Genomic DNA, 18,832 nt, shown 5'->3' on the forward strand with positions numbered 1-18,832 from the left:
ATGGGACAGATTCACTTAGAAATATTAGGACATTATCGCTTTGGGTTTACTTGCTATGTCAATCCTATTTTAAAATGTCCTCTATGCTCACAGATAGAATTGTCCTTAAATCTGACCGTAAAGGAGTAGGAGAGTTAGGTTTTGCTGCTGGACGATTGGAATGACTCGGGGTCGGTGAGCACCGGATTGATGGTACGTAACTGCTCTTGAAGGGCCCGCTGTTGCGCTTTGCGTGCGGGCGCCTTTTTACTTCTGGTTCGTTTCTGTTGCTGTTCAAACTCTTGTTGTTTTTGCTGGGCAAACTTCAGCACATTGCCCAGCCGTTTGTTGTCGACCACCTGAGTCTGATTAATGCGATCGAGCTTATCGAAGGTTTTAAAGTTCAATTTACGATGGCCGTATTGGATGGCAATATCGCCATTTGGGTAATCGATCACTTTGACGTTCTCGTGCACTAATCTCGCGTTTTCATCATTATCTTCAATAAGATATACCACTTTGTCGTATTGAAACGTTAACGATTTTGAGAGCTTACGTATTTCTTGCCAACTGAAGATATCGTCGAGTTCCTGTGGCGATTCACGTACGTTACGGTGCAAGTCTTTGGGAAATTTGGCAGGTTTGGCAAAGCGTCGATTGAAGTCGTCAATGAAGTAGGGAAGCCAGGCATTCGCTTGTTCGATGTTATTGATGCCTTGCAGACGCATCTCTTTGACTAACCGGTCTTGTAGCGTCAAGTTTGCACGCTCAACACGTCCTTTAGCTTGAGAGCTGTTGGCACAGATCAGCTCGATGCCTAACTCCTTTAAGACGCGTCCATATTGAGTTTGACCAACTTGTTTGTGCTTCTCTTGGTTGACACGGAATATCGAGTGTTTATCGCTGTAAAAGGCCACTGGCTTGCCATGTTGATCCAGATATTCGCGTGTGGCTACCATGTAATCAAAGGCAGATTCAGTTTCGCTGAAGCGTAAGTTCATCAAACGTCCCGTCGCATCATCGATAAAAACCAGTAGGCAGCATTTATCAGAGCGTCCTTCAAACCAATCGTGGTGCGAGCCATCAATCTGAACCAGTTCGCCTAAACAGTCACGACGATAACGGGGTTGGTAAACACGAGGCTAGCGTTGCGAGTGTGGCACCCAGAGACCATCGGCAATCATCCACTGGCGTAAGGTCTCATTGGATACAGGTAAGTTATGGAGTTCTAGCAGTTTTTCTTGTGCTAATGTGGGAGCAAAATCCGCATAGTGCTTTCGAACAAGGTCTAAGATAGTTTGGCGATAATCCCCGGAGATACGATTGTTACTTGGCTTACCGCGAGCACCATGCACCAAACTTGAAGCCCCAGATTCTCGTAAGCGGTTCATGAGTCTTTGTACTTGGCGCTCACTCAGATTAAGGATCTCGGCCGCATCTGCCCGACGTAAGCGACGTTCGCATACATCATTGATCACTTTGTAACGTGAAAGGTCTTTGTCACTCATAGTTACCAACATCTCAATGTCCCTTAAATAAGTTCACATAAGAATGAGGCTAGCTGCAGAACCGAAAAAAGAGACATTTTAACTTTGCTAAAAAGTGACATTACAACTTTGCTAAAAAGTGACATTACAACTTTGCTCTTACATGCTAAGTGCGCATTATGCGCCTTTATGTTCAATGAAACTTGTATCACTATAATTTATAGATTTATAAACTCTTTCGGTTTTGAGAGAGTGAATCATGAAGTATCACGAAATGACCAAAAACTATATTTTTCGTGAATTTGAGTGCGGTTTATCTATTGAAAAAGCTGCCGAACTTTGTTTTAAAAGTGTGAGAACTGTCAAAGGTTGGGATAATGGTAATAGTATACCCAAAGAGTGTAGAAGGCTTATGAGAATGCATAAACGCTTAGAATTGGGTACAACTTCAGAGTGGTCGGGTTTTAGAATGAGAAACAACCAATTAGAGCTACCAACCGGAGAAAGCGTTTCTCCACAACAAATATTGATTGGAATTGCCTTAATTGAAATAAACTCAGATTTAGAGGCACCAGTTATGACCAAAGTATTGCGGTTTGCTAGGGCTATATCAAAACTAAATAAGGCTCCATAGGAGCCTTATTTTAGTCACTTTCAACTGGGTAAAATTTATGTTCTTTGTCTAAAAAGACTACATAAAACGTATTTGATGACAGATGCCGTCCTTTATCATCCAATTTGCCATTAAGGTGGGTGGGTATAGAAAATCCAGCTAGTCTAACCTTATTGCCAAGACGAAACCTTCCCCATCTAGCGTCATGAGGTACGAAGTTAGGCTTTTCGAACTCTGTTCCTTCTGGGTACTGGTTATAATAAGAAAGAACTTTCAAGCCTCCAGCTCCAGCTCTCTGATTTTCCCAATACGAAAGCGGTTCTTTTGTGTAATGAACTAGTTTCTTACATAAGCTAGTTAAAGACGAGGCACCGTTCTCTTCTCCCCAATCTTCGATAGTTTGACCACCGTTATTAGGGCAAAAGTACGAAAAATTAAACGAGCTCCGCTCAGCTATGTTCGAGTTTTCTATACCGTTTTCTGGAGCTTGTTCAAAGAATTTTTGCTGTCTAGTATTTGTAGTTTTACGAGGCATCTTCACCCTCGCTATGAAGTCTGCGCATAATATCTACGATTTTCGATTCCCTAAATTTCGGAATACCACCGATCTTACCTTCTACATATAGAGGAGTTATTGGTCGATCATTTCTAATCATAGAACCCGGTATTTCATCCAATCGATAACCGTAGCTCTCACTTTCATCTTTATTTACAAGGAACGTTCGGTATTTAGATAAACTGTCAATAATCTCAGTATTATGGGATGTGAATATAAACTGAGCGCCTAGCGGGTTGATTTCATTGTCCAAAAACAGATTTATGATCAGAGGAAGAACTTTTGCATGTAAATGTATATCGAACTCATCCAAGACAAGCGCTCCACCTGTTCTTAACACGGCGAAGTAAGCACCTAAAACAGAGAAGAGCTTCTTTGTACCGTCTGACTGCTGTGCAAACGTAAGGCGCTCAGTTGAATTGCCGCTCGTAAGGTGATGAAAAACTGGGAAATGAACCTCATTTCCTTCTGTATTTATACCTGTTTCAATTGTTACGTCGCGCAATGAAAGATCTGCTGATGTGAGAAACTCTTTCATAAACTCACACATAGCAGGACTACCTGCTATAGCTTCTGACTCTTCATAAAGATCGAATCTAAAATCATGATAACCATCAATGTTGACGTTAACTATCATCTGATAAAAGAAGCCTTGTATATCAAACAACTCCGAAACATCATTCTTGAATTTGTATTTAGAGAGCATTTCGAGTACTGAAGTGTCTTCTTTTAACTCAAAACCTTTGTACTCACTAAGACTACTTACAGACTCTGTAATTTCGTTAAAATGTCTTTCTAATAGAACCACAGTTCTTTGCGACTTCCGCGCAATGTATTCACGAGAAACCGAACCATCGTTGATGCTTAGCTCGTAAGTGTAATCAACGCCATTTATTATGAAATCTACATAAAACTCGGTATCTTCATCGTTATTGAAAAAATTTTCGATGGCGATACGGGAACGCTTTTTGTTGCTGTTCTTATCTTTGATAAGTTCTCTTGCGCCATCAATACAAAAATAAGATAGGAAAGCTAACGCCCTTAAAATATTAGTCTTACCCGAGCCATTTGCACCTTTAATTCCCATTACAGTAGAGAGATTGTTACCATTGGTTATGTAATCAGGGGTTTTTCCATCAAACTCAAAGCTAACTTCAACACTCTCTTTGAAGCTAGTGAAGTTAGTAAAGCCGAATTTACGAATCATACTTGTGTCTTATATTAAATGTTTTGACTGTTAACGCCGATATCATACTCGATTACTAGGTTTAGTCCAATGTTATGTATAGTTGTTTGACAATATTGACAGAAAGTGGTCTTTACGGATTCAGAAGACAGCATTAAGACTTTCACCCCGTATTACTAAACGGGGTGAGCTTCAACTTCTTTAGTAACGCTTAGTCCAAGCATTCCTTTGATATGTTCAGGGTCATAAGATCTCGCTGATTTGAAGCGAACCAACTTATGTTGACCTTCAAGAACTTTGTTAACGTATTCATCTCTAGCTTTACGCTTTTTCCAGTTGTGCGTTCTATCGTCTAATTCAATGACTACTAGGATTTGAGTCTGCTTATCCGTAATAACGAAATCCATTCGCTTCGCCCAAGTTCGAGAGTTGTCTTTCCACTGTACGGGTTGAACAAGCGCCATTAACGAAACTTGGCAGTGGATCGTATAATCGGACGGAATTGCCAGTAAAAGCGCATCATGGAATTTACGTTCGTTCTCTGTTGCTAGATGAGATGAACGCTTGTGCTCCGGAACTGTGTGACTTGGAGATACATTAGGAATAGGGTCTAGTTGTTCATTCGTTTTACTTGCTGCGTAATCACTAGTTTCATAGAACGTAGGATTTTTCTTTGCTATTGCGCTTTTTTGGCGAGTCTTTTTACGGGACGGTTTCCCCTTCATTGTCTTTATCATATAGCCCAGACAAGCTATGACAATAATAAGAGCTATTAACTTCATTGTTATATTCCATCGTTTGCATTTGCTTGATGACTATAACAGCGGAATATCAATTAGGTAAAGTGATTGAAAGGTAACTGACGCGCTGCGCTTGTCTGATCCAAACTCACTCTACATGCAAGCATATAGCAGCGAGTGTGAATCTTGATTAAAGTAGAGTAGTTTTGAGAATGATCCTTAGTTCTTTGTCTATTTTTTCGTTTCGTTCAGAGCGGAATAGTGCGCCCAGAATAGGCACATCTTGAAGCAAAGGAACACCAGAAACGCGTTTACGTTCATCCGTCGATATCAAACCACCTAACATGATAGTTTCCCCATCCTTAACGTTAACCACCGTTTGCAAGGTTCGCTTATTGGTGATGATATCAGTCGCGGCGGTGGAGTTGGTCACTGATTGCGATTCCTGATTGATTTGTAACACTATGCGGTCATCAATAACATGTGGCGTTACCTCCAGTGATACGCCCACATCTTGGCGTTCAATTTGCTGTATGGTTTTGCCGCCGTCGGTTACCTCATTAGACACAACGAAAGGGACGTTTTGACCTACTGTGACATAGCCGCGTTCTCGATCCATCACTAGAATATTAGGTTTAGATAACAACTCAGTATCTTCATTGGTCTTAACTGCTTTGACCAGCGCTTGAAAATCACCACCTTCGTAGATAGCAGCATTATCAGATAGTAGATCAATCACAGAGGTATTAGTCACAAATCCGGCCTTATCTAAAGCGAGCTGCATGTTCACGCCGACCTCTTGAGAATCATCATAAGAGGTTTCGGTAATAATCGCCTCGATAAACACTTGGCGCTGTGGCCTATCAACACCACCAATCAGAATATCGATTTTTTCCAGTTGGTCAGCCGTTCCTGTGACTATCAACCCATTGGTAGTTGGTAACACCTCAACAGTGAAAGTTGAGGCAGGTTTATCCTTAACAAACTGGCGATTGGTCGCCGCAAGCGTTGACTGAAGAATGTCAGACACCTTTGAGTTTCGCACATGACTCAAGCGGTATAACTTAACCAGTGAGGGTTCAACATTTTGTACCGATTCATCTAGAGGCTTAACCACATAAAGTCCGTTTTCATATTGCACCCAGTAACCATGGGCGCTTAGGACATTATTAAAGAATGACGGGTACTCCGAGGGTTCAAGATTTGGAGCGGTAAAACTGACTGTACCTACAACGCCACGGCCAAGCACTATTGGTTGATTCAACTCACGAGCACCCCAAGCAACAAACTCAGCAATAGGCGTGTTCGCTGTTTCGAACGTTGAGGATTCCGCATAGGCAGGTGACACCAATAGCAATAGGGCATTGAGTAGCCCAAACATAGATAAACGCTTCATTTACTTATCCTCCTTGAGTGTCACTGGTGACGGGGCGTTTAAACGGGATATCGAGACCATGCGACCCGTGGACGTATCGCGCAGCATTGAAAGAATCAGATTCGGGTTTCGACGGCAGATTTCAGCGACCTCAAGAAAGTCAGAATCCATTGATTCAGGTACCCATAGCGTGACTTTCTTGAAACCCATCTTTTTCATGCGGTTCTCATATTCACGGTTTCGGTTAGCAGAAGACTTGCTCATAGCTATCACCTTGAATGATGTTTATTTGGCAGCGCGAGACAGCTTCAAAGGTGTAACCCAGAGAGGCAAGCTCAACACTGTTGAGGCGTGTGCCATCTTTATCTATCTCAAAATAAAGCGGCTGATTGGGTGCGCGCATATAGCTCGCGATTTTGAATCCGGTTAGGTCGAGCCTTTCAGCGTTGCTCGAAGCCTCAACCGACGTAGAAGCCTGAACAATAGAAACGGGCTCGGGCGCAACAAGCTGAGTGATACCAAAAGAAGCGACCGCACCGAGCGAGAACATAGTTAAACGCGAATACTTGCGTAGATAGATTTTCGTGATGCGCATAATATTTCTCAATGTATAAGGGACACTGTAACGTCCATGTGTATACCAAGAGGGAAGCACCGTATAAGTGCCGTGCTCATAGTGGTCTGAAAAGGATTGTTTCGTATCGTATGAGGAATAGAGGTCAGTACCCCAAAGCTGCCATTTGTCTACCGTCAAGGATTGCGCATTGTCGCCATACTTAACGATACCGATATGCAGTTTAGGTAGAGGTAATCGGAGCTGACCCAATGAGAGGATACGAACCGCGGTAGAGATGATAGGGACTTGCATTCTATCGAGACGACGGCAAAAAACGGTATGTTCCGCCAAGGCCAAACGCGCTTGCTTATCAACGATAGAGATATCTTGAACAATAAAAATGATATCCCAACCGAGTTTACGCGCATGTAAGAACCAGTTGATAACGTCTTGTCTAGACTTGTCATTCCAAGTACGCGAGTTAAACCAAGTGCCACATTCATCTAAAACGAGTAGGCCATTTTTCGATTCATCATAAGTTTTGTTACCGCGACCTAACGCCTCCAAATCCTGCAATTTAGGCTTATCTGGCACACGATAGAGACGCGTGTTTTTCTTGTGGCGGCCTAACATATGGTGCAAGCGAATATCGAGATTAGTGGCAACAGGTGCACCGCGGTAAAACGCCTCACGAATACGACTGACCGAAGTGAGAGACTTGCCGCCGCCAAGCTTACCCGTCACGAAATAAACAGGCATTAGCTGGACACCTTAGTGATTGCGTAGAACTGCCACATCCAGACCCAACGAATAATACGTGCTGAAAATATTGCACTGAGACAAGGGACTGCATTGGACGGCACAAAGTAAGCAAATCCCGCAGCTAAATTGGGTGGGGCAATATACGAAAGTCCTTTGATGATGGTCAGCAATGACAGCGCCATGACCGCAGCCAAGCCAATCACCATAGTGACAATGGTTAAGTTGATTGCTAAACCGCGGCTTAGGCGAATAGCAAACCAACCTAGAACGGTAGAGGCTAACTGACCAAGAAAGATAGCAATAGCAGGTATCTTGAGCGCATTGCCCAAACCGTTGATGATAGGCAGCAAAAACACAGGCATATTAAATCCCTCTTGAGCGATGCGGTACGGTACCCGCGGCAGGTGTTACGCCATTCAGCAGAATGTCGATAAGTGTCCAAATCGTGTAGATGTACATAAGAAACGAAGCAACCGCTTTAAACTTGACGGAAAAGTCACAACCAAAATCTACCCGGTCACCAAACAGGGAAGGCATAGAAAACGCCACACAATCATCGGCACTAGGTAGGGCGCTCATGGCGATATTGACGGCCTCATACATATGACCTTCAACCGGACCCAATTTAGAATCATCAATAAAACCTTTAACGGCGTCAGTGACTTCTTTTTCAGCGTCATCAAAGCCAGAGCCAACAACGCTATTGATTTGAGTTGCAACGTCAGAAGCGAGCTTTGTTGTCATACCTGATTTACCCTCACACCCGCGCTCATCGACATTAGGGTCACAGGCGGCATTATCGCCAATGGCCTCGTGAATGCGGTCAAGCTTTGTACCTAATCCGTCGATGTTAGAACCAAGGCCATCAATCGAAGTTTTAAGCACTCCAGTCTGACTGGTTATCGCGCCTTTAATTGCATTATTGCCTGTTGCGATGGTATTGGTTTGCTGCAATGCAAGCTGCTTAGTGCCTTGATAGATTTGATAATCTTGTTTCATTTGGTCGAGTACGGATTGACCCAACGCTTTGTTAGTCCCATTCAACTGAGTTAGCTGATTGTTGATATCGGTAAAGCCTTTATTTACATCGGTGTTAATCCCTTTTAGCGCCGCATTATTATCACGGTTAAGGTTGCGAATTGCTTCCATCACTGCCGTATCGGTATTGCTATCGGGCGTTGGGCTGTCAGGCTCGGGTTTGTCGAAATCTGGGAGGTCGGGCGTAGCAGTGCCAGAAGAGCCGCCGCCAAAGTCACCGCTTGGCGGTGTGATAGGGTCGGTCGGGTCTACTGGTTTAGGAATACCAACCTTACAATTAAATCCGTAATCATCTTTTGAATTACAATAGGAGGTATACTCAAAAAAGTTATCTTTGTTTTGGTCAGAACAGGCGAGATATTCCTTAGCATCCAAATCGAGAAATTCGTTCTCACAAAACGCTTCAGGTTCGACCGGAACACACACACCGAGCTCATTTCTTTCATAACCTGGGGGGCATGGTTCAGGAGGCAACTCCTTACAAACACCTGTTGCTGGGTCAATTTGTTTAGGCGGTGTACACTCAGTAGATGTTCGACTGGCTGACACCACAGCAAAATAACCGCCCGTTGAACCGTCAGAATAACGAACATCACCACCTGCTGTACTTGCACTGCCACCATAAGAAGCGCGAGTATTAAAAAACGTCCAACCAACTGGATTAACAAAACCATCAAGACAAGAAGCGACCGCATCCAAATCAACGATGTCACCAACCGCTGCACAACCATTTTCCCAATTCACTTGATACACACTGTAAAGCTGTGAATGAGCACTAAACGAAGCACCACAGAAAAGCACTAGTGCAATGATGATTGGTTTAATGTTCATGTTGACCTATCCTTGAGGTGGGAGGGATGGAAAGAAGTAGGGCAGCAAGGCCGCCCCACAGGGAAAGCAAGGGATTAAGTTGCTTTGTTTGCGCCTTTCTTGAATAGCTTGATACCCACAAAGCCAACCGTTAGCGCGGTAGCGATAGGCCATACAGCCGCTAGAATGTCAGTAACAAAGGTTGCTACAGAATCAATAGCCGTTTGAGCATCCGCAGGTAGAGCCGCCGAAGCTACACCCGCAGTTAAAGCTAATGAAACACCTAGAGCGATTTTTGATTGAATAGACTTAAGCATGGTTGATTCTCCTTCTAACCATTAGTTTGACGTTGATATTTCAACTGCACGTTTGAAAATCAACAGTTGTTTCCCGACCACAAGGCCAAGGGTAAAAGCAGTCCCGAAACTGCCGACGATAAATTCAATGGACAGCATTTACCTTTGACCTCCTATCAACCAACCGATACCCACCAACACAAAACAGAAGCCAACGAACGCCATTAACTGGAAGTTTTCAAGCAGGGCAATGAGTTGATTGAATTGGGCATCGGTCATCGTGAGTTACCTATTTTTGTTGCGTCTGTGGCAGACGGAATAGGTTGTTAGACGAGCCCGACACGGTTTGACCGTCAGGGCGTGCAAAGCTGTACTCCTTTTGTTCAATCCAGTATTCAGCTTGCTTGCCGACGAGATCTTGTAATCCCTTGCCGTTGTCGGAGTCCTTCCAAAGCTCCGCGTTAACTTTGATAGTGATAGTCTGTGACGGCTTGGTCACTTGCAGAAGGAACGAACCACTGACTACGTGTTCGCCAGTTTCACGATTGGTGAATGACTTTTGAGTGATATCGTCGATATCAGGGATAATTCCGATGACTTTCATGTGTTTGTCCTTTTTGGGTTTGGGGTAAGTTGGTTAATTTGGTTTATGGCGACAGTTAGTGACACAAGTCCAAGCCGCCCTGATGGATGTCCCAGTCGGGCTGCGCCCAACTAGGACACCCATCGGGCGGAGGCGCGCTCTGCGCGTAAACCTCATCCATATACATCACAGACGGCTCAACAGACGGCATATCCATAAGAAAAGCGATTTCCTCATTCATGCGCTCGTATTCGTCTTGCTGCATGGCGTAGTATTCCAATTCCTCTTCAAGCGAATTGAACACCATGCGCGTACCTTCCATCATTGAGCGAATGCCGCGCACAAACTGTTTCTTGTTGGCGAACTTCCATTCTTTAAAACGGGTTTGAATGGTCTTGCCACGGAAAAGAATGCCGTTAATCGCCGCGCTCATTTCGTCGCCGTAACGGGTTTGACGGAATAGGCCGTCTACATTGATTTTCTTGTGGTACACGGCTTTAACTTCTTGGTCATTGCGGCGCACGAACACGCCACCCATAGCCATGACGAAGCGTTTAAAATCGCCGTCGTCAGCCGCTTTGCGAATAGACTCAAGGACAAAATGCTCATCCTTGGAAAGTTGATTTCCTAAAATCACAGCATCGTCCTCTTTGAACTCTTCTCGGAAACGGCGCATCTCACGCCACACTGTTACGGATGGACCACCATAGAACTGGAATTGGCGGATACCTTGGATTCGGTTAAAGGACACCACGGCAGAAGAGGCGGCTTTTCCGTCAAGGTCTGTACCTTTGTCGCCGCCAATGTTTGCGCCGTCGATGTTTTTGGAGAGGTATTTAGCGACGTAACCAACTGCCGAACCTTTGTTCCAATTAATAGTTTCTGCTTTAAATCGGTATTTGGCTGCGCCTGACTCATTTGGACTATCACTGAGAGCGTGACTTCTAAGGAGTCGTGTAACAGTGACTTTGTCTTCTGGTCGAATGAAGAACAACATATGATTGTGTGGTGTACCGTCATGATGCGGTTCAACAATTCGTAGTCCGTAGATTTTAATACCTTGTTTGTCGAGTTCTTTGCGAAACGCATTAGTGACTCCCATTAGATGACGATGAGCGTCCAACGCGCTTGGTTTGCCTGCGGCAATCCAAGCAGGGTTCAATTCATCACCCTTGTAAACGTGAAAACGACTCGGAGCAGTGACCGTGTAGAACATGGCCATGTGCCCCGATTCCTTGGCAATATCTTCAAATGCGCGTAGACGAACGAACATTTCAGCGCGTCGAATAACCGGATTCGCCGTCGATTTGGCGGCTAACTCTTGAAGCGTAAACCATGTGTCTGGGTCGTCGTCGATGTAGCAGACGGTATTGATGAGCGCTTGCTCAGTGTCAGACTTGCGACCTTTCATGACATCAACGCTGTACTGAGAGCAGTACGCATCTTGTGACTTGTGAACAAGCATTAAATCACGCGCTACGGTTTCGACTTCGGTGAAGTAACGGCGGCGCAATTGACGACGCAGCCACTTATCACACATGGCGCGTTTAATGAGGGAGTCCAGCTCCCCAGACTTGGCCTTTTGTTTGACCAATTCAGGGCGGAACTCAAGACCGAGATCAGAAAGTAGTAACTCTGCTTTTTCAAAACGCTTTGTCGTATCGGAGATTTTCAAAAGCACTTTTGAGAAAGCGCGAGCCTTGGCTTTAGCCAGTTCAATGATTTCTTCATCGTTGCGTGCAAAGCGGATACCGTCAGCGCGTAAGCGGCTATCTGCATCCTCAAGCATGGACAGCGCGGTCACGTAATTTTTACGCTCAAGAATATTGGTAAACGCACGAATCATGTGCGGTGCAAAATCACCATGACGACGCGTTAAACGCAGTAACGCTTCACAAGGGTTTTCTGTTTTTGGTTCGATGAACTCAGACAAGTCCAAAGAATGGATTTGCGAGGCTAGGGCACGGCGACGAGTCGAACGATAAGAGACGTTTGGATTCGTGTGGTCAACGTACGAATCCACATGGTGAAACAGGTAATCCGATTCGATGTTAATACGGTTTGGGTCGGACACTGGAATAAAATCCAGTGTCTCGAATACGCCTTGAGATACTTCTACTGTGCGTAGCATGGTTAAGCCTCAACAAACTCAATGTAGCAGCCGACTAAGTGAGATTGGTGCTTAGTTACTCGGTATGAACGTGATTCACTTTGATTACAGGTAAATGTGACAATGTCACCTTGTCGCAATTGTTCATTGGACAGCAATCTAAGGCAGCGAGCGCCGCCAAAAATGTCATGCCACGCTATTTGAGTAATTTCTATGTGAATCATTCCAACCACCTTGAATAGTTGAGCGGCTCAGCAGTCCCAGAAAGTAAGTTTCAAGGACAAACGACCCAGAACCGCTGAGCCAAATAAAAGTACCCGCAAGAGCAAGTACCGATTTATGGGGATTCTAGTTGCCATAAATGGGGATTGTAAATAGCGCAAAATCGGGATTAAACAGCTAAGATAATGACAAACGGAGGTTTTGAAATGTACGCAAATGAACTGTTAGATGCCTATAAAGAGGCTCAAAACTACCTACAAGACAAACAAATAGCGCATGACTTGAATCTATCGCCGCAAAAACTGAGCAAAATCAGAAAAGGCGTTCGCTATGTATCTGATGAAGAAGCAATTTTCTTAGCAGAAGGTGCAGGATTAGATCCAGAGCTCGCATTATTAGCGTGTCACGCTGACCGTAACGATAATCCGAACATCAAAGCAATGTGGAACAGCATTGCAAAAAAGTTTAACGGGCGCGGTTTACAAGGAATATCAATGGCTTGTGGTGGCTTGGTGATGTGGATTGGCAGCCCTAGCGAAGCCATTGCTAAGTGCGCATTATGTATATTATGTTAAATGTGGTGTGCGTGTACGCGAAATCTGGCTTGTTTACGGCTGTTAATCCTCTACTTTGCTCTATTTCATTGAACATAATGGATTTACCATAAAATACCTAATAAACAGTATTTATAATCTATCGATTCTAATACTGTTTATTAGTGATCATTTAGCACAGCGCTGAAGCTGTTCCACGAATCGCGAAAATGTTGTTGTTCAACACATCGTAATGGTGTCTATTTACTGCGTTTTCGAATACTCCGTCAATGCCCATTAGCACTGATGGTTTCGCGATACGATCTGGCGTTGACGTGAAAATCTGATTCTTTAGTGTATAAACGTTACTCTGCATTTTCTCAAACTGTGCTTTGTTGCTTGCGATCCGCTGATACGTTTCTAGAATTTGCTCTTTTGAGTAATTGAGCATTGAATTGCTCGAAAAATTTGTTCCCCAACTAGTCAGAACCTTTTCTGCGAAATCTCGGGTGATCTGTCCAGGGCCAAAGAGTCTATGCTCACCCTTGCCACCGCCGCTCGTTCGTGATGCTCCCACTAATGTTGCATGTCTACCGGGAATCATGGTTGTGTAGAACTTAGTGTTCTTATGGAGTTTTGGCATTCTAGCCTTGAAGAATAAAGAACGTTCGTCTTTGGCATAAAAACAGACAATTTGTTTTACGTTTGAGCCTAGCGACTTATAGTTCTTAAAGGCGTTAAGACCACCTGGGACAGGATCGAGGGCGAATATATTGACACTTATGTTTGCAAGCTGCGGATGCTCAAGTAACTCGTTGGCAAGTTCGAAGCAGCTTACGCCACCACGACTCCAACCGATAAGATTCAGCTGTGTTATGGGATCTCTCTGCCGCTCTCTTTTTATGTTCTCCATTTGTAAATCCAAGCCGCTTTTCAAGTCGCTAGCCAACTCGTTTCGTTCTTGTTTCCAGCGTGAATACGCAGAGCTAAGGCGATTAAAAGGTTTGGATTCATCCAACAAAGCACTTGCTCTATCTTTATAGTCTTTCTTTTCGCTAGAACTGCCTTTAAGTAAGTTAATGACATGGGAGATATTGCTCTCTACGCCCCAGCCTGCCAGTTGGCCGAACAGAGTCCAATGTACCTGATCATCGGTCTGTTTGCGCCATTCACTTAGGTTCCCACTCCCTACTCCATCAACTTGTATATAGTCGATGTTATCTCGACCCAATACGTTTTTTGCGAGGACAGAAACTAACTCACCGGAAGCATAACTTTTATGAACATGATTTTCCGATGTGGCGCCGGTACCACTAAAAAAGACTGTGACTGTGGACATTATTTCCCTCGCATGCGCTTCAAGCTGAGAACAAACTTGAAATTACTTGGTTAACTATCATTAATTGAAAAGATAGAACACGAGATTGATTTCACAAAAGAAATCGACGGATAAATGACAGGCTAAGTAACTTTATGCGGTAAACCTATCAAATCAGGTCACCGCATTAGAAGAAATTATTGGGAGAAAATTCGGGATGGTTTTTTGGTTAAATTCTAAACGTCACACCGACTATTTGGCTCTCTTGTAGATCGGATAATTGAATTTCTAGGTTATCGAATTCTTCCCCTTTTATTTGCCAATTATTTTCATTTTCTATGATTTGGACAGACTTATTTTCGGTTGAAATTTTCCAGTTATTTGAGGGTTTATTCAGGGTTATTTTTCCCTCCAATTTCGAAGCTGAAAACTGGTCATTTTTAACACTAAAAGTACAATTTGGTTTCAACTCACACTCTATTTCTTGCCCTTCAGTGAATGTGACCGTACGCCAAATAAACGCTGTAATAAGTAGGGTTAACATGATGATTATTTGAACAAAACGGCCTCGTGTGAGTTTCTGTGCTGCCATTATGTGGGGTTCTCCGTGTAACAAACTTCAAAGTTTTAAAATAAAAGGCCAAAACCAGACCGACTGTAAGGTTACTACGCTGTCATTGAATTGTTAAATGCAGTATAGTTGGCGGCTGAAAATGCCACTTTTTTTAAAAACTGGCAAGAATATTTAACCAATGAATTTTGGTGTGATTTTCTTAACAGTTTTGGGTGGCATTACGACATGTGTCGTGTTGGAAGTAAAGTGTAGTTAATTAGAAATTGGAAGCATGCAAATGAGCCAAGAAAAGCAGCTTGAACAAAACTACAACTATACAGTCGTCCGTCAATTTACCCTTGTTACTATTCTTTGGGGCATTGTCGGAATGGCCGTTGGTGTTTTGATTGCCGCTCAATTAGTTTGGCCACAGCTAAACTTTGATACGCCGTGGTTGACGTACAGTCGCTTACGTCCTCTGCATACTAATGCGGTTATTTTTGCGTTTGGTACAAGTGCCCTGTTCGCAACGTCTTATTACGTTGTTCAGCGTACCTGTCAAACTCGTCTCTTTGGTGGCCCTCTTGTCGCCTTTACCTTTTGGGGCTGGCAAGCCATCATTTTAGCAGCCGCGATTACTCTGCCATTGGGTTTCACCTCTGGTAAGGAATACGCAGAGCTAGAATGGCCAATCGATATTGCCATCGCAGTTGTTTGGGTTTCTTACGCTATCGTGTTCTTTGGAACATTGATAACCCGTAGGACATCTCACATCTACGTAGCAAACTGGTTCTTCGGTGCCTTTATCATCACTGTTGCGGTTCTTCATATCGTAAACAGCATGGCAATCCCTGTATCTCTTGGTAAGTCTTATTCGATTTACTCAGGTGCGGTGGATGCAATGGTTCAGTGGTGGTACGGACACAACGCAGTAGGTTTCCTACTGACAGCTGGTTTCCTAGGTATGATGTACTACTTCGTACCTAAGCAAGCTGAACGTCCTGTTTACTCTTACCGTCTGTCTATCGTTCACTTCTGGGCATTAGTATCTCTATACATCTGGGCTGGTCCTCACCACCTACACTACACTGCACTTCCAGATTGGACGCAGTCTCTAGGTATGGTGATGTCACTGGTTCTATTCGCTCCGTCTTGGGGTGGTATGATCAACGGTATCATGACGCTGTCTGGTGCTTGGCATAAACTACGTTATGACCCTATTCTACGTTTCCTAATTGTATCTCTATCGTTCTACGGTATGTCTACGTTTGAAGGTCCAATGATGTCTATTAAGACAGTAAACGCACTGTCTCACTACACTGACTGGACTATCGGCCACGTACACTCTGGTGCGCTAGGTTGGGTTGCTATGGTATCTATCGGTTCGGTATACCACTTAGTCCCTCGCCTATTCGGTCAAGAGCGTATGTACTCTGTTGGTCTAATCAATACTCACTTCTGGTTAGCAACTATCGGTACCGTTCTATACATCGTTGCAATGTGGATCTCTGGTGTAATGCAAGGTCTGATGTGGCGTGCAGTTAACTCTGACGGTACGTTGACATACAGCTTTGTTGAGTCAGTTGAAGCGTCTTACCCATTCTACTTTGTACGTTTCCTAGGTGGATTTATTTTCCTAGCAGGTATGTTCCTAATGGCATACAACACGTATAAGACGGTAACAGCGCCTAAAGATAGCCTTAAAGCTATCCCACAGCCGGCATAAGGAGATTTAAAGAATGAGTTCTAATTCTAACAATCGCCACGAAATTGTTGAACGCAATGTCGGTTTACTCGCGATTCTTATCGTTTTTGCAATCAGCTTGGGTGCTCTTGTAGAGATCACTCCTCTGATTTTCCAAAAGCAAACGACTGAGCCTGTAGAGAACCTACGTCCTTATACAGCGCTTGAAATGGAAGGTCGTGATGTATACATCCGTGAAGGTTGTAACGTATGTCACAGCCAAATGATTCGTCCATTCCGCTCTGAGACGGAACGTTACGGTCACTACTCTGTTGCTGGTGAAAGTGTATACGAGCATCCATTCCTATGGGGCTCTAAGCGTACAGGTCCTGACCTAGCGCGCGTTGGTGGTCGTTACTCTGATGAGTGGCACCGCGTACACCTAATTGACCCACGTGAGTTGGTTCCTGAGTCAAACATGCCTGGTTTCCCATGGCTTGAAGAAAATGTTCTTGATGGTAAGAACACTCAGAAGAAACTTGAAATCTTCCGTGATCAGTTTGGTGTTCCATACACTGATGAGCAAATCGCAAACGCGTCTAAAGATGTAGAAGGTAAAACAGAGATGGATGCAATCATCGCTTACCTTCAGTCTCTTGGTCACGCAATGAAGTAATAAAGGGGTGACATTATGGATATCGGTACTATTCACAGTATTTGGACCATAGTTCTGTTCGTTAGCTTTCTAGGTGTGGTTTGGTGGGCTTACGGTAAGAGCCGTAAAGCACGCTTTGATGAAGCTGCAAACCTTGTTTTTGCTGATGAGCAGAAAGCGCCTGAAAAAGAACAAGGAGTGACTAAGCAATGACGACATTTTGGAGTCTTTGGATAATCATCATCACAGTCGGTACACTGGTCGGCTGTGCTGCGCTCCTTTTTTGGTGCCTTAAAGATAAAATGGGTGTTGAAGAAGGTGCAGATATGGGCCACGAATACGATGGTATTCGTGAACTAAACAACCCACTGCCTAAGTGGTGGACTTATCTGTTTGTTGGTACGTTTGTATTCGCAGCTATTTACCTAACTCTGTACCCAGGTCTAGGTAACTTCAAAGGCGTTCTTGGTTGGCAGAGTTCTGACCAAACAGTACGTTCTCTTGAAGAGTCAAAAGCGTCGATTGCAAAAGCGCAAGAGAATAAGCAGTTGGTTCAGTACGCTAAAGAGCTAGATGATGCAGATACCTACTTCGGTGAAGCATTTAAGAAACTGGCTTATGTAGATGGCTCAACTGAACTGCGCCCTATCCCTGAAATTGCAGCGGATAATGAAGCAGTGAAAGTTGGTCAGCGTTTGTTCCTGCAAAACTGTTCTCAGTGTCACGGCTCTGATGCACGTGGTCAGAAAGGTTTCCCTAACCTGACTGATGATGCATGGCTATACGGCGGCGAACCACAAGCGATTGTTACGACTGTAATGCAAGGTCGTATCGGTCAAATGCCAGGTTGGAAAGACGCGTTAGGCGAGCAAGGCGTGAAAGAAGTTGTGAGCTACACGCTAAGCCTGTCTGGACGTTCTGTTAACGCTCGCGAAGCAGAAGCTGGTAAAGCTCGTTTCGTAGTGTGTGCAGCGTGTCACGGTACAGATGGTAAAGGTAACCCAGCAGTTGGCGCACCTGATCTAACTGACCAAGACTGGTTGTTTGGTGGTTCTCGCGCAGAAGTAACTGAAACAGTAATGAACGGTCGTTCGGGCGTAATGCCAGCTTGGAAAGACATTCTAGGTGAAGATAAAGTTCAGCTAGTTTCAGCTTATGTGTGGAGCTTAAGCAACTCGGAACAATAAGTTACATTTCTATTACAGCCCCTTACTCTCTATCGATGGTAAAGGGGCTGTCTTTTCTTTACAGTTAAAGCCCTAATTTTTTTAATTTTTCAATTGAGAACTTTTTTATGGAAAAGCCTTGGTATAAGCAGTTTTGGCCCTGGTTTATACTCTCCCTTACGGTTGGAGTATCTATACTAACTTTGGTTCGAGTGGCGATACTTACAAACCACTCTGTTCATTTGGTTACCGAGGATTACTATAAAAAAGGTAAAGGGATCAACGTCGATATTTCAAGAGTCAATGTGACCAAAGAGCTTGGGCTCAAAGCTTCACTCCACTCTGAAGGGAACGCAGTGGTGATTGAATTTGATAAAGGTCAATTAGATCACTACCCAGCAATCACTGCTATGTTTGCCCACCGTACCCTTCCTGACCACGATTTCACGAAACTGGTGACTTCAGATGCGCGTGGTGTATATCGATTCACTCTTGACGATGCGCTTCAAGGACCATGGTTTGTTGAGTTAACGCCCCATGATGAGAAATGGTTAATCCAAGGCCGTATCGAGTTCCCAACGTCGGCAGCAGTACAACTATCTAACTAAGA

At 44.0% G+C, this 18,832-nt stretch carries 21 protein-coding genes and 1 pseudogene; 7 read left to right on the top strand and 15 right to left on the bottom strand.

All coding sequences use genetic code 11. The features are described 5' to 3' along the window. Positions 1–134: 134 nt before the first annotated feature. Positions 135–1,487, bottom strand: a pseudogene (locus AC5O63_RS19530) (ISNCY family transposase). Between the two features lie 238 nt (positions 1,488–1,725). Here AC5O63_RS19530 and AC5O63_RS19535 point away from each other — a divergent pair. After that, positions 1,726–2,100 (top strand): regulator, encoded by a 375-nt coding sequence (locus tag AC5O63_RS19535; RefSeq protein ID WP_494505988.1) that lies wholly within the window; start codon positions 1,726–1,728, stop codon positions 2,098–2,100. A gap of 10 nt (positions 2,101–2,110) precedes the next feature. Here the strand turns inward: AC5O63_RS19535 and AC5O63_RS19540 are convergent, their stop codons facing one another. The 12 genes from AC5O63_RS19540 to AC5O63_RS19595 form a co-directional block, all read right to left on the bottom strand. Continuing rightward, positions 2,111–2,614 (bottom strand): hypothetical protein, encoded by a 504-nt coding sequence (locus tag AC5O63_RS19540; protein ID WP_494505989.1) that lies wholly within the window; start codon positions 2,612–2,614, stop codon positions 2,111–2,113. Next, positions 2,604–3,842, bottom strand: a complete 1,239-nt coding sequence (locus AC5O63_RS19545; protein WP_494505990.1) for an AAA family ATPase — start codon at positions 3,840–3,842, stop codon at positions 2,604–2,606. Before AC5O63_RS19545 ends, AC5O63_RS19540 begins: the two co-directional genes overlap by 11 nt. A 155-nt stretch (positions 3,843–3,997) precedes the next feature. Further along, complete coding sequence (locus AC5O63_RS19550) at positions 3,998–4,603, bottom strand: DUF2726 domain-containing protein (protein WP_494505991.1); 606 nt, start codon at positions 4,601–4,603, stop codon at positions 3,998–4,000. Positions 4,604–4,751: 148 nt separating this feature from the next. After that, positions 4,752–5,957: a secretin GspD/PilQ domain-containing protein gene (locus AC5O63_RS19555; protein WP_494505992.1), complete on the bottom strand. Its 1,206-nt coding sequence runs from the start codon at positions 5,955–5,957 to the stop codon at positions 4,752–4,754. Continuing rightward, positions 5,958–6,200 carry an antitoxin MazE-like protein gene (locus AC5O63_RS19560; protein WP_494505993.1) on the bottom strand — a complete coding sequence of 81 codons (243 nt, stop codon included), beginning with the start codon at positions 6,198–6,200 and terminating at the stop codon, positions 5,958–5,960. Continuing rightward, positions 6,181–7,251: a zonular occludens toxin domain-containing protein gene (locus AC5O63_RS19565; protein ID WP_494505994.1), complete on the bottom strand. Its 1,071-nt coding sequence runs from the start codon at positions 7,249–7,251 to the stop codon at positions 6,181–6,183. The genes AC5O63_RS19560 and AC5O63_RS19565 overlap by 20 nt, the downstream gene beginning before the upstream one ends. Continuing rightward, complete coding sequence (locus AC5O63_RS19570; protein WP_494505995.1) at positions 7,251–7,616, bottom strand: DUF5455 family protein; 366 nt, start codon at positions 7,614–7,616, stop codon at positions 7,251–7,253. The genes AC5O63_RS19565 and AC5O63_RS19570 overlap by 1 nt, the downstream gene beginning before the upstream one ends. A gap of 1 nt (position 7,617) precedes the next feature. Beyond that, a complete protein-coding gene (locus AC5O63_RS19575; RefSeq protein ID WP_494505996.1) occupies positions 7,618–9,123 on the bottom strand; it encodes a hypothetical protein in 1,506 nt (501 codons plus the stop codon). Between the two features lie 74 nt (positions 9,124–9,197). Then, positions 9,198–9,419: a major coat protein gene (locus AC5O63_RS19580; protein WP_494505997.1), complete on the bottom strand. Its 222-nt coding sequence runs from the start codon at positions 9,417–9,419 to the stop codon at positions 9,198–9,200. 268 nt (positions 9,420–9,687) lie between these two features. Beyond that, complete coding sequence (locus tag AC5O63_RS19585; RefSeq protein ID WP_494505998.1) at positions 9,688–10,002, bottom strand: hypothetical protein; 315 nt, start codon at positions 10,000–10,002, stop codon at positions 9,688–9,690. A 55-nt stretch (positions 10,003–10,057) separates the two neighbouring features. Then, positions 10,058–12,112: a replication endonuclease gene (locus AC5O63_RS19590; protein WP_494505999.1), complete on the bottom strand. Its 2,055-nt coding sequence runs from the start codon at positions 12,110–12,112 to the stop codon at positions 10,058–10,060. A 2-nt stretch (positions 12,113–12,114) separates the two neighbouring features. Further along, positions 12,115–12,315, bottom strand: a complete 201-nt coding sequence (locus AC5O63_RS19595; protein ID WP_494506000.1) for a hypothetical protein — start codon at positions 12,313–12,315, stop codon at positions 12,115–12,117. Between the two features lie 204 nt (positions 12,316–12,519). Between AC5O63_RS19595 and AC5O63_RS19600 the strand changes: the two genes are divergently transcribed. Next, positions 12,520–12,888 (top strand): DUF3693 domain-containing protein, encoded by a 369-nt coding sequence (locus tag AC5O63_RS19600; protein ID WP_494506001.1) that lies wholly within the window; start codon positions 12,520–12,522, stop codon positions 12,886–12,888. A gap of 151 nt (positions 12,889–13,039) precedes the next feature. Here the strand turns inward: AC5O63_RS19600 and AC5O63_RS19605 are convergent, their stop codons facing one another. Both AC5O63_RS19605 and AC5O63_RS19610 read right to left on the bottom strand, forming a co-directional pair. After that, on the bottom strand, positions 13,040–14,185 hold the full coding sequence (locus AC5O63_RS19605) for a hypothetical protein (protein WP_494506002.1): 1,146 nt from the start codon (positions 14,183–14,185) through the stop codon (positions 13,040–13,042). 208 nt (positions 14,186–14,393) lie between these two features. Next, on the bottom strand, positions 14,394–14,756 hold the full coding sequence (locus AC5O63_RS19610) for a hypothetical protein (protein WP_171324314.1): 363 nt from the start codon (positions 14,754–14,756) through the stop codon (positions 14,394–14,396). Between the two features lie 259 nt (positions 14,757–15,015). On the opposite strand from AC5O63_RS19610, the gene ccoN reads away from it, so the two are divergent. The 5 genes from ccoN to AC5O63_RS19635 all read left to right on the top strand — a co-directional run bounded on the left by ccoN (position 15,016) and on the right by AC5O63_RS19635 (position 18,830). Beyond that, complete coding sequence (ccoN, locus tag AC5O63_RS19615; protein ID WP_004745913.1) at positions 15,016–16,443, top strand: cytochrome-c oxidase, cbb3-type subunit I; 1,428 nt, start codon at positions 15,016–15,018, stop codon at positions 16,441–16,443. A 13-nt stretch (positions 16,444–16,456) separates the two neighbouring features. After that, on the top strand, positions 16,457–17,077 hold the full coding sequence (ccoO, locus tag AC5O63_RS19620; RefSeq protein WP_004745914.1) for a cytochrome-c oxidase, cbb3-type subunit II: 621 nt from the start codon (positions 16,457–16,459) through the stop codon (positions 17,075–17,077). A 15-nt stretch (positions 17,078–17,092) separates the two neighbouring features. Continuing rightward, complete coding sequence (locus AC5O63_RS19625) at positions 17,093–17,269, top strand: cbb3-type cytochrome oxidase subunit 3 (RefSeq protein ID WP_004745916.1); 177 nt, start codon at positions 17,093–17,095, stop codon at positions 17,267–17,269. After that, positions 17,266–18,243, top strand: coding sequence for a cytochrome-c oxidase, cbb3-type subunit III (ccoP, locus tag AC5O63_RS19630; RefSeq protein ID WP_171324316.1), 978 nt, complete (start codon positions 17,266–17,268; stop codon positions 18,241–18,243). Before AC5O63_RS19625 ends, ccoP begins: the two co-directional genes overlap by 4 nt. A gap of 107 nt (positions 18,244–18,350) precedes the next feature. Further along, positions 18,351–18,830 (top strand): FixH family protein, encoded by a 480-nt coding sequence (locus AC5O63_RS19635; RefSeq protein ID WP_494506003.1) that lies wholly within the window; start codon positions 18,351–18,353, stop codon positions 18,828–18,830. Positions 18,831–18,832 lie beyond the last annotated feature (2 nt).

The sequence above is a fragment of the Vibrio sp. SCP2 genome (assembly GCF_059295395.1).

Bases quoted from the DNA above. Each gene is read 5' to 3' on its own strand.
- AC5O63_RS19545 (WP_494505990.1), bottom strand. From the start codon at position 3,842: ATGATTCGTAAATTCGGCTTTACTAACTTCACTAGCTTCAAAGAGAGT.
- AC5O63_RS19585 (WP_494505998.1), bottom strand. From the start codon at position 10,002: ATGAAAGTCATCGGAATTATCCCTGATATCGACGATATCACTCAAAAG.
- AC5O63_RS19555 (WP_494505992.1), bottom strand. From the start codon at position 5,957: ATGAAGCGTTTATCTATGTTTGGGCTACTCAATGCCCTATTGCTATTG.
- AC5O63_RS19595 (WP_494506000.1), bottom strand. From the start codon at position 12,315: ATGATTCACATAGAAATTACTCAAATAGCGTGGCATGACATTTTTGGC.
- AC5O63_RS19625 (WP_004745916.1), top strand. From the start codon at position 17,093: ATGGATATCGGTACTATTCACAGTATTTGGACCATAGTTCTGTTCGTT.
- AC5O63_RS19610 (WP_171324314.1), bottom strand. From the start codon at position 14,756: ATGGCAGCACAGAAACTCACACGAGGCCGTTTTGTTCAAATAATCATC.
- ccoN (WP_004745913.1), top strand. From the start codon at position 15,016: ATGAGCCAAGAAAAGCAGCTTGAACAAAACTACAACTATACAGTCGTC.
- ccoO (WP_004745914.1), top strand. From the start codon at position 16,457: ATGAGTTCTAATTCTAACAATCGCCACGAAATTGTTGAACGCAATGTC.
- ccoP (WP_171324316.1), top strand. From the start codon at position 17,266: ATGACGACATTTTGGAGTCTTTGGATAATCATCATCACAGTCGGTACA.
- AC5O63_RS19560 (WP_494505993.1), bottom strand. From the start codon at position 6,200: ATGAGCAAGTCTTCTGCTAACCGAAACCGTGAATATGAGAACCGCATG.
- AC5O63_RS19565 (WP_494505994.1), bottom strand. From the start codon at position 7,251: ATGCCTGTTTATTTCGTGACGGGTAAGCTTGGCGGCGGCAAGTCTCTC.
- AC5O63_RS19635 (WP_494506003.1), top strand. From the start codon at position 18,351: ATGGAAAAGCCTTGGTATAAGCAGTTTTGGCCCTGGTTTATACTCTCC.
- AC5O63_RS19570 (WP_494505995.1), bottom strand. From the start codon at position 7,616: ATGCCTGTGTTTTTGCTGCCTATCATCAACGGTTTGGGCAATGCGCTC.
- AC5O63_RS19535 (WP_494505988.1), top strand. From the start codon at position 1,726: ATGAAGTATCACGAAATGACCAAAAACTATATTTTTCGTGAATTTGAG.
- AC5O63_RS19575 (WP_494505996.1), bottom strand. From the start codon at position 9,123: ATGAACATTAAACCAATCATCATTGCACTAGTGCTTTTCTGTGGTGCT.
- AC5O63_RS19580 (WP_494505997.1), bottom strand. From the start codon at position 9,419: ATGCTTAAGTCTATTCAATCAAAAATCGCTCTAGGTGTTTCATTAGCT.
- AC5O63_RS19540 (WP_494505989.1), bottom strand. From the start codon at position 2,614: ATGCCTCGTAAAACTACAAATACTAGACAGCAAAAATTCTTTGAACAA.
- AC5O63_RS19605 (WP_494506002.1), bottom strand. From the start codon at position 14,185: ATGTCCACAGTCACAGTCTTTTTTAGTGGTACCGGCGCCACATCGGAA.
- AC5O63_RS19600 (WP_494506001.1), top strand. From the start codon at position 12,520: ATGTACGCAAATGAACTGTTAGATGCCTATAAAGAGGCTCAAAACTAC.
- AC5O63_RS19590 (WP_494505999.1), bottom strand. From the start codon at position 12,112: ATGCTACGCACAGTAGAAGTATCTCAAGGCGTATTCGAGACACTGGAT.
- AC5O63_RS19550 (WP_494505991.1), bottom strand. From the start codon at position 4,603: ATGAAGTTAATAGCTCTTATTATTGTCATAGCTTGTCTGGGCTATATG.